Source organism: Raineya sp. (assembly GCF_053497555.1).
In genome coordinates this window covers 1-13,358 of sequence record NZ_JBRCWE010000012.1, presented here as the reverse complement: position 1 = coordinate 13,358, position 13,358 = coordinate 1, and the positions used below count along the sequence as shown (strand labels likewise).

Below are 13,358 nucleotides of genomic sequence, written 5' to 3'. Positions count from 1 at the left end.
CAGACGTAGCAAGCGATGATGTCGCTCTAAGCGACATCATCGCTCTAAACCCGATAATACATCTTAAAAATTCATCTTTTTGGGAGGAAATTTCTATTGTTACACTTTGATTTTTCTCTAAACAGACTTTTTAAGGGACGACTACCTAATCTTTACAATCGTATAACCATCGCCCCCTCGGTCGGCGTGTTCGCTGGCAAAAGATGCTACAAAATCATATTTTTTCAAATGTTCTCGTATCATTTTACGCAAAATACCATCACCTTTGCCGTGTAAAATACGAACTTCATTAAAACCCGCCAGCAGGGCATCGTCCAATAGCTTATCCACTTCTTGCAAAGCTACTTCGGTGCTTTTGCCACGTACATCAATCTGACTGCTAAAATTTGCGAGCTTTTCTGTCAGATTGATACCGATACTTTTTTTGGCAAACTTTCTTTGTTCATTTTTAGCCTCTTTTCTGCTGATTTTCTCCAAACGATTGAACTTTACCACAGAACGCAACTCCCCCATCGCAATTTCAGCATCTTTCCCCTGAATTTGCAAAACCTCGCCAAGCGTATTTTGCCCCTTGATACGAACCCAATCGCCTACCTGTATTTCGCCGCCTATTACTTCAATATCCTGATTTTCGCTTTCCTCCCCAAGCTCTTCTACTTGCAATTTTTGCTTAAATTCTTCTAAATCTTTACGCAAATCTTTTGTAATGCTTTTTTCGGCTTTTTGCTCACGTATCTGACGAATAGTTTGTTCTATTTTCTGATTTGCTTCTTGCAAGAGTTTTTGGGCTTCTATTTTGGCTTCGTTGAGCAGTTTTTTTCTTTCTTTTTCCAAAAAAGCCGTTTGCTCCTGATATTTTTTCAGCAAAGCCTGATATTCTTGTTCTTTTTGGGCAATTTCCTGAATTTTATCTTTCAGAGTTTTGCGTTCTTGCTCCAATTCTTTGAGCAGTTTATCATAGTTGATTTCGGCACTGCTGAGCTTTTCTTGGGCTTTGGCAAGAATTTTTTTTGGCAAACCAATCTTTTTGGCTATTTCAAAGGCAAAAGAACTCCCCGCCTGCCCGATTTCTAATTCGTACAAAGGCTCTAAATTTTGCGTATCAAAACGCATAGCGGCATTGGTAATACCTTTTTTGTTTTGAGCAAAAGTTTTTAGATTTCCGTAATGCGTGTTAATCACCCCGAAAGCCTTTTTTTCGTGCAAATCCTCTAAAATAGCTTCGGCGATTGCCCCACCCAGGCGAGGCTCCGTACCTGTACCAAATTCATCTATCAGAAATAGCGTTTTTTCAGAAGCCAGATTAACAAACTGACGCATAGCCGTCAGGTGGGAGCTGTATGTACTCAAATCGTTTTCAAGGCTCTGCTCATCTCCAATATCTATGAAAATATCCTGAAAAAGCCCCATCACCGAGCCTTCTGCCATAGGAACAAGCAAGCCACATTGCCACATATACTGCAAAAGCCCCACGGTTTTCAGAGCTACGGACTTTCCGCCCGCATTGGGTCCCGAAACTACAATTATCCGCTGATTTTCGGAAAGTTCAATATGAAGCGGGACAATAGGCTTATTTTCCTTGCTATGCAAAAGCCACAACAAAGGGTGAATGGCATTTTTCCATAGAACTTTTGTTTTTTTCTCAAAAATAGGAGCATTGGCATTGATTTTTATCGCAAACTTTGCTTTTGCCCTGATAAAATCTATTAGCCCTAAAAACTGATAGGCTCTTTGCAAATGAGGCAAAAAAGGACGTAAAAAATCCGTTGTTTCTGTAAGAATACGGATAATTTCTCGGCGTTCTTGGGCTTGTAGCTCTTTGAGCGTATTGTTGAGGTCTAAAATTTCAGCAGGTTCAATGAAAACCGTTTGTCCTGTGGCAGATTCATCGTGAATAAAGCCTTTTAGTTTGCGTTTATGCTCGGCGGCGATAGGTATTACTATTCTACCACCACGTATAGTGAGCGAAGCCTCTTCATTTGCCCAACCTGCTTGTTTGGCTTGTCGTAAAATTTTATCAGTTACTTTCTGCAATTGTTGCTCTTCGCCAATTATTTTTCGGCGGATATCTTGCAAAGCCGCGGAAGCCGAATCTCTGATGTTACCTCTATCGTTAATCACTTGCTCCAAACGCTGAAAAATCTTTTTATCAATTTCTACAAGTTTGAGCAAATCGGCAAGTTGTAAATATCGCTCTTTGCGGTTTTGTAAAAAAGAATAACACTCCCGAATAGTAGCAAGGGAACTTTTGAGCTGAAAGAGTTCATTTTCGGCAAGAAAAGCCCCCTGAATAGGAATTTTTTGCAAAGCCTCTTGTACATTGAGAAAATTCTGATGAGGAAAAGGTTCATCAAAGAGCAAAATATCTTTCATTTCTTGGGTTTGAGCAGTAAGCCTGCTGATATGCTCGTAATCGTCAGAAAAACGCATTTTTTCTAAATACTGCAAGCCCCAGTTACTCAAACAATTTTCAGCAATTAGCTCACGGATTTTATCAAAACCTAATTTTTGTTCAATATTTTTTGGATAAAGCATTGAAATATTTTTTTCGCAAATTTACGGCAGAATTTAGCTGATTTACAAGACTTGCAGAATTTCAAGTTACAGAATTTTGCTTCCTATTTCTTTTTTCTGTTTTCCAGAAGCCCCTCGTTTTAGTGCCACCATTGGGCTATCCACTCACTACCAAGTGTCATCAGGAAAGCCCAAAACAAAGCACTTAATCCCATTGTGAGTAATATTTTTGGGCGAGGCACACCAAAAGAAACTGCAATCGCACAACCTACAATAGGACTAAACAGAATAGGCGTCAGAAAAGCAATACCCCAAATACTGAATTTTTGCCAAATTTTCACAATCATTCGTTTGCGAGGCGAAAAAATTTTAATTTTTTTACCCTTTTGCAAACGCCTTTTCCGCAGATAAGCAAAAAATTTTTCCCCAAGCAATGGTATCAGGAAAGCGGTTGTACTCATTCCCGCTACGGTACAAAGGATAGTTTCTAATTGGGTAAGCCCCAAAGCAATGCCCGTAGGCGGTGCCAGGGCAAACTTTACACTTGCAAACAAATATACCGTAAAATAACTGCTCAACTTTTGCATTTTTTGTACCTATTTGAGCTTATCGCCACGCAAGATACGAAATCTTTTGCGAGCTTCTGCTACATACCTACTTCCCGGAAATTTGGTCAGATGTTCCTGATACAACTCTTTGGCTTTCTCTTTGTTCTGTAAAAATTCCTCGTAAGTTTTGGCAAGAGCAAAATGGGCATCATCAGCCAAAATATCAAAGGCATAATCTTTCAAAATAAGCTCATACATTTCTATAGCTTTTTGAGGCTTTCCCATACGAATAAAGATATTTGCCTTTGCCCAATAAATATCATCACTAAGGCTGTGGTTGGGAAATTTTTTAAGCATTGCTTCCAGTGATTTGAGAGCCTCATCAAGTTTATTTTGGAAAATCAGAAGGTCAATACGAGCAAACTCACGCATAGCTGTTTCGGTGCTATCCATTCCTGTATTATCCTGAATAAATACGCTCATATCAATAGCATCGTTAGAAATTTCGCGAGAAGTAGCATTTTTCAAAATATCCAAATGGCTCTGAGCAGTTTCAAATTCACCTTTGTAATAGCTAAGTTTTGCATTTTTGAGTTTGGCTTCGTGCCCGATGGGGGAGTCTTTTTGTTCACGTTCTGCTTGGTAATAGAGCAAAGCCGCTTCACCAAATTCACCTTTTAGCACATAAATATCTCCCAAGGTTATTTTGCATTGAGCTACCAATTTGCTATTGTATTTGGCTTCGCTAATGGCATCTTGCAGTAGTTCAATAGCTTTTTCTTTTTCATCAAGGAAAAAAGCGTACAGATGTGCCATATCTTTCAGAGCCTCTACGGTTTTAGCTTTACCTTGCGAATTGATAAGTTCCTGATAATCTTGAATAACCGCCTTTACTTTTTCCTTATCAATTGGAAAAGTATTTTTGATAACTTCCTCACGAGCCTTTATCAAGTACCTACGAGCAGGAATAAAATAAAGAGCATCGTTGGGGTATTGCTCCACAAAATAACTCAAAATTTTTTCGGTAGCGGGATAATCTTTGTTTTCAAAGGCTATACGTCCTATTTCAAAGAGTTGAGAGCCTTGCTTTTTGAAGCGTTTGTCAATAGCTTTTGCCTGCACAAAAGCCTTCAAGAAGTTTTTTTGTTGCATATAAAGCCATAAAAGTAGCTCATTGGCGGCTCTGTGATTTGGCTCTTCTTGCACTTTGGCAAGCAAGGTTTCTTCAACAAAGTTTAATTCATCTTCAGTTCGGAATTCATCTTGCAAAGTCCCCTTTACATATTCGCTATAATCTTCGCTTTTATTGTAAAGTTTAATAGCTTCTTGAAGTAATTCCTTTTTCTTGCCAAGTTTGGCATAAACTTCGGTGAGTTGCAGAGCATATTTATCGGAAGTATTATCGTACTTACGAGCCTCTAAAAACAGCTTTTCTGCCCATTCGTATTTATCATATTTTTCAAGGGCTTCGTAAGCAGTTTTCGCTCTTTCTCTATCTTTTTTACCTGTTTCAATAAGAGCCAAATATTCTTTTTCTGCATCTTTCATTTTGCCTTGCATTTCTAAAATAACAGCAAAATCAACCTTATAGAACACATTTTCAGGCTCTTGCTTGATTTGCTTTCGCAAAAATTCCTCTGCGGTTTTGTAGTCTTTCAAGTTAATCAGCGTAAGCAAATAATTTTGATGTATGCTTCGCCAGTTGTAAGAGTGGCGAGCGAGCTTTTCGTAAATATCTTTGGCTTTTTCGTATTTGCCCTGTACGAAATACTCTTCGGCAAGTTGAAAATCTTGTGCCGCTGCAGAAGTATGTAGTAAGAAAATGAAAAATACAAATTGTAGTATTTTTCCAAGACGATTTGTTTTCATAAAAACCGATTTTTTCTGAAAATAAGAAATTTTTTTGACTTTCGCAAGCGAAAATTTTTCCACAGCTTTTTCTTTATGTAATAATAATATTTTTTTTAATTTTTTGTTATTATTATTACTAGGGGCTGTGGAAAACCGCTTTTGTATGAAATAATATTGTTATCAACAGAAAAATGTGGATTGTGGAAAACTTTTTCAACATTCATAAAATATTAAAAATCAGTTTTTTACAAAAAGTTTTCCACAATATTTTTTGTAAAATGTGGAAAAGTGTGTGGATAACTTTATTCACATTTTGCCTCTAAATTCTGTGGATAAGCTGTGGAAACCTGTGGAAAACTACCCGATTTTTGTGGATAACCCTACCTTACTCGGTGGAAAATTGCTTAAAAATAGATGTAAGTTTTGTAGAAAATTTTAACTAATATGTGGAAAAAAACTGGCTTTTCCACAGCTTTCCACAGGGCAAAAAGTGGAAAAATTCTCTCTTCAAAAATTATGCCAAAAATAAATTTCCACAGACTTTTCCACAGGTTTTCCACAAAAAACCACTACTTTTCCACAAATTTTTTGCTACAATGTGGATAGCGAATTTTGCAAGCTATTCGCTAAAAAAATTTCTTTTCAAAGAACTAAAATTGTACTTTTTTTATATTCTAATAACGATTTTTAGCTTGTTTTGTTTTCTAAAATCATAATTTTTAGGTATAGTTTGTAGTAAGTAAGCTGGAAACAAGATACAGGAAACAGGATTTTTGAAATCAGACAGAAAAAATGAGGGATAAGGCACTTAAAGGCTTAAACATCAAACTTTGAACTTTTTGAACGTAAATAATTACCCAAAATCAATGTTTTTACTAAATTTGAGGCAAAAAAACTTCTATCATTTATGAGAAAATTCATCTTTATTTTCGCTTTACTTTTCTTTTCATCTTTGTATTTGAATGCACAAAGAATGCTTTTGGCTGATGTATTAGACCCCCAAGGGGCAAATCCAGCTCTCCAACAGGGTGGAACTTTTAATGTTGATGTGGGCAGTCCTTTTGTAGTAGATTGGGCAGAAGGATATATTTTTTATGGAAGCAAAAAAGAAACCTACAAAATTCGTTACAATGCCCTTACCGACCAAATTCATATCCTAAAAGATGGCAAAGAAATTGTATTGCCACAAGGGCAAGTAGAAAAGTTTCATATTCTTTATCAGGACAAAGAATATAAATTCACTTTCCTGACCAATTTGCCTGAAATTTCCTATGGTTACGTTCAAATCATTTACGAAAAAGATGTAAAAGTATATTACAGACATCATCGCAAACCTCGTAAATCTACCGATACCGATAGCTACGCAAGCAATTTGAAAACAGAAGCCTTAGAGAAAGATGATAGTTTCGTTTTGGTACTACCCAATGGAAAAACCTATTTTACGCAGGGAAAGCGAAAAGAAGTTTTAGGTATCTTTTCGGATAAGAAAAAAGACTTAGAAGAATTTATCAAGAAAGAAAAAATAAACACCGAAAAACTCAACGGCTTGATGCAAGTAGTGCTAAAATACGAAGAACTCATAAAGCCGTGATAAGTTTTGGGGATAAACAAACGAGGTTACTATTAGCATTAGCAACCTCGTTTGTTATTTGTTATTCAAACTTAAAACGTTCAAAGCCTTTTTATTTTTTTTCCAGCATCATTCTTTCTATTTCGGCGGCACGTTCTTCGGAAATTTTGAAACGTTGGCGGCGGCGTTCTAATACTTTGCGTACATCTTCCGAAATATAGCCATCTTGATAGGCGTGTTGCAACATTTCATAATAGAAACGCTCATCTTTGGTGAAGCCATCGCTATCTCTTTCTTCTGTTTTAAGTTCGGAAGTTGGGTTTTCTTGTATTTTTTCGGGCTGTGTTTTTATTTCTTCTTCGGCAGATTGCTCATCACGCCTATTTTTGCTCAAATCTTTTTCTGTTTCACTAATTTCTATTTTTTGCTCTTTTTGTGTTTCTGCAACCATTTTTTTCCATTTATCGTAAGCTGTTTCCTCTTCGGCGGGTGTGGTGAGGCGAGTTTCTTTGGCAGAAATGGGTTTTTGCGTTTCTGTATTTACTTGTATTTTTTCAACTACTTCGGTTACAATTTTTGAAACATCAACAGCTTTCATTTTACGATTTTCTGCCGAGGGTTCGGGCAAATCAATATCTACCAGTGGTAGTGTTTGTAAATTGATTTCCTGCTTGAGCTCTTCTAATGGAGCAAAAATAACTTTTATCTTACATTCTACCGTTTGCCAAACATTTTGTAGAGAAATTCCTACATTTTCGGTAATGCGAGAAATGCGTTTATTGCGGCGTTTTTTTACACTTTCTACTTTTCCTACATTTTGAAAGGCACTTACAAGTTCATTTAGCTCTTCTTGCACATCTTCTAATTCTGCTTCTGAAATTTGCAGGAGATTTTTAGAGCTAAAAAATGTTTCAAAAGAGGTCAGTGAGCCTTGTGTGCGTTCGGCAATAAGATTTTGCCACTCGCTTTGCCCTGCAAGCCAAACCAAATGTGTGGGTATGTGAGCCTTTTGCGAGGGGCTAAATTGATGTGTAATGCTTGTAACAGAGGCTTTCCGAGAGCTACCGCTAACATCATCAGGGAGCTTTTCGGCGGCAGGGTCTAAAGTACCTTCTTGCTGTCTTTCGTTGATGTATTCCAATACAATTTCTTTTGCTCCCAGATGCTGTACGAGTTGGATAAATTCTTGCAAATAATCGTTAAAAAGCAGTTGTTCGGCATCTGAAAAATGGTAATATACACGCTTACGGTAGGGGTGAGCTACCCAAAAAGAGCCTTTCCGTACTGCTCCACCTATCAGGTTGATATTGCCTGTATCTTGTGTGAGCAAGGGGGTAATCCAGAAGGGTTCTTGCGAGGGTAGTTCCTCTTCAATGTAGGCAAATTTTTTCAAAGAATAGTTGCTATGCACCAAATCCAGATAGGCTTGATGACGTTTTTGTTTGAGTTCGTAGCGTTGTTCGGGCTCTTTGGTGAGTTGGTAAGCCTCGTTGTAGAGCCAAAGGCTTTTGGCAGGTTGTGTCAGAGAGCGTTTGGCTTGTTCGGTTAAGATTTTTAAGTAAAGTTCGGTTATATCTTTGTTCCAAGAGTGAGCTTGCTCTACGCTACCATAGTTTTCAGTAAAAATTTCTTGGGCTATCTGCAACACTTTCATTCCCTCTTCTTCTTTGCCCAAACCAAAGAGAGCCTGTGCCTTTCGGAAATAAATGAAAGGATTTATATCGCTATTGAGGCTTTTGAGTTCATCACAAAGGCGAATGATGGTTTCTAATTCTTTGATACGCATTGCCTCTTGAAAGGCTTGGCTATCGCGATATTTTGAAAACTCCAAATATTCCATAAAAAATTGAGCATAAATTTTGCGGTAACAATTTCAAAAAAAATCAATAAAAAAACAACTATTCGCTTACAATTTGTTGTAAATTTGCATAAATTTTTAAGCCAAATGATAAAATTTGAAAAAGGAAAATACCGCCGTGCAATCCGTTGGGTGTGGTATGGCTTTTTTTTGGGGGTAACGTTTATTGCGTTGTTTATTTGGGCTATTGCTATCAATTTTATGGGTTTATTTGGTGAAATGCCCAGTCTGAAAGCTCTTGAAAATCCTAAAAGCGAACAAGCCTCCGAAGTGTATAGTGCCGATGGCAAACTGATGGGAAAGTATTTTACCGTAGATAGACAGCCGCTGGACTTTGAAGAAATCTCGCCTTACGTTATCAACGCCTTGATAGCTACCGAAGATATACGCTTTGAACAACACGCCGGCATTGATGCCAAAGCTCTGGCAAGGGTGCTTACCAAAATGGGCGGTGCAGGAGGAGGTAGTACGCTTACCCAACAACTTGCCAAAAACCTTTTTGATACACGTGCCAAAGAAAATCGTGGTCCGCTTGCCAAAATACCTTATTTGGGCTTGGGTATCATCAAGTTCAAAGAATGGATTACAGCAGTGCGTTTGGAAAAAAATTATACCAAAAAAGAAATTATTACGATGTACCTCAACGAGTGTGCTTTTGGTAGAAATGCTTTTGGCATACAATCGGCGGCAAAGACTTATTTCAATAAAAATGCTTCCGACCTCACGCTTACCGAAGCCGCTATGCTGATAGGTATGTTGCAAGCACCTACCAAGTACGACCCCGTGAATCCGCAAAAGCAACAAGCCTGTATTGAACGCCGAAATGTGGTGCTTGGGCAAATGAAGCAATATAATTTTATCACTGACGAAGATTTTCAGAAAGCAAAAAATGAACCTATTCGTCTGGACTATCACCCACAAGACAATTCGGAAGGGATAGCCCCTTATTTCAGAAACGAAGTGTTCAAAGAGGTTATCAAGTGGGCAATAGATAAAGGCTATGCCAACAACGAAAAAGAAGCCAAAGATTTTATCTACACCGCAGGATTGAAAATTTATACCACCATTGATAGCCGTTTGCAGGCTCTTGCCGAAGAAGCCGCCGCCGAGCATATGAAAGAAAAACAACAGCGTTTCTATGCCCACTGGAAGGCTATTGGCAGAAACCCCTGGGTTGATGAATATGGTAGGGAAAAAATTGGTTATATTGAGCAAAATGCCAAAAAATCTTATACCTACAAAATTTTGCAAGCTAAGTATGGCAATGACGAAAAAGCAATTTGGAACGAGATGAACAAACCTCGCCCAATGAGAATTTTTACTTGGCAAGGTGAAAAAGATACGCTAATGTCGCCAATGGATTCCATTCGTCATTACAAAAAATTCTTGCAAATTGGAATGATGAGCATAGAACCCAAAACAGGGCATATCAAGGCTTGGGTAGGAAATATCAACTATCGCCATTTTCAGTACGACCAAGTGCGTCAGGCTCGTCATCAGCCCGGTTCTACGTTCAAGCCTATTGTGTATGCCGCCGCTGTAAATGTGGGTTATACACCCTGCCACGAAATGCCTGATGTGCCTGTGGTTTTCCCTGGCTGGATACCCAAGCAAGAAGGGGGCTATACAGGAGGAATGTATCCGCTTCGCCGAGCAATGGGGCTTTCTATCAATACCGTTGCCGCAGGGCTTACCAAAGAAATTGGTGTAGATGAAGTTCGTAAATATGCCAAAGAATTGGGGGTAGAAAGTGAGTTGCCTCGTGTAGCTTCTATCTGTCTTGGCTCTCACGCTATGCCTATGTACGAACTGCTTTCGGCTTATACGGTGTTTGCCAACAAAGGTTATCACATCAGACCTGTAATGGTAACCAAAATTACCGACCGAAATGGAAAAGTATTGGAAGAGTTTGTACCCGAAATTCGGGAGGTAATGAGTGAAAAAAAGGCGTATATGATGCTAGATATGCTAATGGCAGGTACAGAAAAGGGAGGAACATCATCTTTTTTACGTGCTTATCCTGCTTTATGGAAAAATAATGCTCAAATTGGTGGTAAAACAGGTACAACACAGCACCAAGCTGATGCCCTGTATGTGGGAGTAACACAAGACCTTATCACAGGGGTTTGGGTAGGTGGTGATGATAAAGCCGTAAGGTTTTTGAGTATGTACGAAGGGCAAGGAGCGATACTGGCTTTGCCTGCTTTTGCTCGCTTTATGACAAAAGTCTATAACGATAACTCGCTTCCTTACAAGCCTCGTCCTTTTGAAAAACCTGCTGATTTAGATTTGGACGAATTGGATTGTGCAAAAATGAAAGCCAATATTGAAAGGGTAGGGGACGAAAAAAGGAAAAAGCGAAGATAAGCCAAGCAAATTCTATGAAGTTTTTTAAGTTTGATGGCAAAGAAAAAAAAGATTTGGAAGGCTATGCCAAGTATTCGGGCATAGCTTTTCAGATGATTGCCACCATTGGGCTGGCTGTATGGGCAGGCTTATATCTTGATGAAAGACAAAATCTCTCGCAACCTTACTGGACACTGGGGCTGACCACTATGGCAGTGATTGCCTCTATCATTTCTGTCGTCAAAAATTTCTTACCTAAAAAGTAGCCTATCAAAATTTTCTTACGTAAGGTAAAGAATTTCTAAAAAAATACCTATCTTTGCAATAAGGCAAATTTATTAAACCTACAAACAAACTATTGCCTGCACGTTTTGCTAAAAGCGTGTTTGTTTCATTTTATCACCTTGATATGGGCAGTGAGATATTACTTACCATTTTTTTAGTCATACTGAACGGCTTATTTGTTGCGGCAGAGTTTGCAATCGTGAAGGTACGAGCCTCCCAAGTAGAAACCAAATCTTTATCAGGCAACCGCCTTGCTAAAAATGCCCTACACATTGTCAATAACCTTGATGCTTACCTTTCGGCTACTCAATTGGGAATTACACTTGCCAGTTTGGCATTGGGTTGGATAGGAGAGCCTGTTGTAGCCAAAATTATTTCCCAAATTTTAGACCTTTTCAATATCCAAATAGATGAGAAACTACTGCATCAGATAGCTCTGGTTACGGCTTTTACACTTATTACATTTCTGCACATTGTTTTTGGAGAGCTTGCCCCCAAATCGCTTGCTATTCGCTACCCTGAACGTACTACGCTTTTGCTGGCAATGCCTTTGCAAGCGTTTTATGTATTATTTCGTCCTTTTATTTGGGTTCTTAATGGCTTTGCTAATTTTGTTTTGAAACTTTTTGGGGTGCCACTAATACACGGACACGACACGCACACAGAAGATGAAATTCGTTTGCTTCTCGCTGAAAGCAAGAAAAGCGGTACTATCAACACCACCGAACACGAACTGCTGGAAAACGTATTCAAATTTGATGACCGCCTCGCCGAGCAAATAATGACACCTCGTACCAAAATTGTTGGTATCAAGTCTGATGCAACCTTGCAAGAGGCACTGGAACTAATTATGCGAGAAGACTATTCCCGTTTGCCTGTATATGAAGATTCTTTGGATAATATTATTGGTATTTTGCACGCCAAAGATGTAATCAAAAACCTTCAAAACCCAAATGTCAGCGTAAAATCTCTGATGCGTAAGCCTTATCAGGTTTCGGAGCGAAAATCTATCAATTTGCTCTTGCGTGAAATGCAGAAAAAGCGTATTCAAATGGCAGTAGTGCTTGATGATTATGGCGGTACGGCAGGTATTGTAACAATGGAAGATATTTTAGAGGAAATTGTCGGTGATATTCAAGACGAATACGATAACGAAATGCCCGTGGTACAACAAAAAAGTGAAAACGAATTTATTGTCAATGCCTTGGCAAGTATAGATGAAGTCAATAAATTTCTGCCCGAACCGATTCCTACTAGCGAAGATTACGACACTGTTGCAGGTTTTATCAATGAAGTTTTTGGCAACATACCCCAAGAAAACGAAGAGTGGCAAAGCGAGCATTATATTTTCAAGATTTTACACAAAGAAAATAATGCAATTGAAAGCGTACTGCTCAAACTTGTAGAGCCTGTACGTGAAGAAAAACCCGCCATCAATTTTGAATAGCCCCTCTAAACTTTTCTATGAAAATCATTTCCTACAATGTAAATGGTATTCGTGCCGCTTTGCGAAAAGGTTTTGCCGAATGGCTCAAAGCCGCCAGCCCCGATGTGCTTTGTTTGCAGGAAATAAAAATTGATGCTGAGCAGTTTCCATATATGATTTTTGAAAATTTGGGTTATCATTGTTATCTTTTCCCTGCAAGCAAGGCGGGGTATAGTGGAGTTGCTATTTTGAGCAAAAAAGAGGCAAATGCCATTGAAAAAGGCTGTGGTAAAGAGCTTTACGACCAAGAAGGAAGAATTTTACAAGCTCATTTTGATAGTTTTACGCTGATGAGCGTGTATTTTCCTTCGGGTTCAAGTGGGGAGGAAAGGCAGGCTATCAAAATGCAGTTTTTAGCAGATTTTTATGAATGGATAAAGCCCAAAACTCACCAAAACTTGATAATCTGTGGCGATTTTAATATTTGTCATCAGGCGATTGATATTCACAATCCCAAAGCGAATGCTAATAGTACAGGCTTTCTGCCTGAAGAGCGGGCTTGGCTTACAGAATTTTTGAATTTAGGCTTCATTGATACCTTTCGCCATCTAAACCCTGAGCCGCATCATTATACTTGGTGGAGTATGCGTAGCAATGCCCGAGCCAAGAATTTAGGCTGGCGTATTGATTACCAAATGATTTCTAAGCCCCTTTTACCCGCTCTACAAAAGGCATTTATCCTTTCACAAGCATATCATTCAGACCATTGCCCTACAATGGTGGAGATTGACTTATAGGCTTTTTAAGGTGTAATTATGGTGTGAAACTGCTCAATATAGTCGTATTTCCTATATTTTTTCTTTTTACTTAGTCGTCCCTTAAAAAGTATCTAATAGTTTGATAATCAAAATCTTACTTGTAAAAAAATGCAAAAAAATTTGCAAGAAAATTAAGCAAAAT

Annotated in this window: 10 protein-coding genes; 6 read left to right on the top strand and 4 right to left on the bottom strand. The window is 38.4% G+C overall.

Annotated elements, in window-relative coordinates:
- Nucleotides 1–141: 141 nt before the first annotated feature.
- The 3 genes from ACWITO_RS01225 to ACWITO_RS01215 all read right to left on the bottom strand — a co-directional run bounded on the left by ACWITO_RS01225 (nucleotide 142) and on the right by ACWITO_RS01215 (nucleotide 4,931).
- Complete coding sequence (locus ACWITO_RS01225; protein ID WP_448528190.1) at nucleotides 142–2,535, bottom strand: endonuclease MutS2; 2,394 nt, start codon at nucleotides 2,533–2,535, stop codon at nucleotides 142–144.
- A 119-nt stretch (nucleotides 2,536–2,654) separates the two neighbouring features.
- Entirely contained in the window at nucleotides 2,655–3,101 is a 447-nt protein-coding gene (locus tag ACWITO_RS01220; RefSeq protein ID WP_448528189.1) for a hypothetical protein, read from the bottom strand.
- Nucleotides 3,102–3,110: 9 nt separating this feature from the next.
- On the bottom strand, nucleotides 3,111–4,931 hold the full coding sequence (locus tag ACWITO_RS01215) for a tetratricopeptide repeat protein (protein WP_448528188.1): 1,821 nt from the start codon (nucleotides 4,929–4,931) through the stop codon (nucleotides 3,111–3,113).
- A 274-nt stretch (nucleotides 4,932–5,205) separates the two neighbouring features.
- Between ACWITO_RS01215 and ACWITO_RS01210 the strand changes: the two genes are divergently transcribed.
- Together ACWITO_RS01210 and ACWITO_RS01205 are read left to right on the top strand one after the other, a co-directional pair.
- The gene (locus ACWITO_RS01210) at nucleotides 5,206–5,352 is read left to right on the top strand and encodes a hypothetical protein (protein WP_448528187.1); all 147 of its coding nucleotides are present in this window, start codon (nucleotides 5,206–5,208) and stop codon (nucleotides 5,350–5,352) included.
- Between the two features lie 468 nt (nucleotides 5,353–5,820).
- Entirely contained in the window at nucleotides 5,821–6,504 is a 684-nt protein-coding gene (locus ACWITO_RS01205) for a hypothetical protein (protein ID WP_448528186.1), read from the top strand.
- 91 nt (nucleotides 6,505–6,595) lie between these two features.
- Here the strand turns inward: ACWITO_RS01205 and ACWITO_RS01200 are convergent, their stop codons facing one another.
- Entirely contained in the window at nucleotides 6,596–8,323 is a 1,728-nt protein-coding gene (locus tag ACWITO_RS01200) for a hypothetical protein (protein ID WP_448528185.1), read from the bottom strand.
- Between the two features lie 105 nt (nucleotides 8,324–8,428).
- Between ACWITO_RS01200 and ACWITO_RS01195 the strand changes: the two genes are divergently transcribed.
- The 4 genes from ACWITO_RS01195 (at nucleotide 8,429) to ACWITO_RS01180 (ending at nucleotide 13,195) form a co-directional block, all read left to right on the top strand.
- Nucleotides 8,429–10,708 carry a penicillin-binding protein 1A gene (locus tag ACWITO_RS01195; protein ID WP_448528184.1) on the top strand — a complete coding sequence of 760 codons (2,280 nt, stop codon included), beginning with the start codon at nucleotides 8,429–8,431 and terminating at the stop codon, nucleotides 10,706–10,708.
- Nucleotides 10,709–10,722: 14 nt separating this feature from the next.
- Nucleotides 10,723–10,953: an AtpZ/AtpI family protein gene (locus tag ACWITO_RS01190; protein WP_448528183.1), complete on the top strand. Its 231-nt coding sequence runs from the start codon at nucleotides 10,723–10,725 to the stop codon at nucleotides 10,951–10,953.
- A gap of 92 nt (nucleotides 10,954–11,045) precedes the next feature.
- Nucleotides 11,046–12,419: a hemolysin family protein gene (locus tag ACWITO_RS01185; protein WP_448528182.1), complete on the top strand. Its 1,374-nt coding sequence runs from the start codon at nucleotides 11,046–11,048 to the stop codon at nucleotides 12,417–12,419.
- Nucleotides 12,420–12,436: 17 nt separating this feature from the next.
- Nucleotides 12,437–13,195, top strand: a complete 759-nt coding sequence (locus ACWITO_RS01180; protein ID WP_448528181.1) for an exodeoxyribonuclease III — start codon at nucleotides 12,437–12,439, stop codon at nucleotides 13,193–13,195.
- The last annotated feature ends 163 nt before the right edge of the window (nucleotides 13,196–13,358 follow it).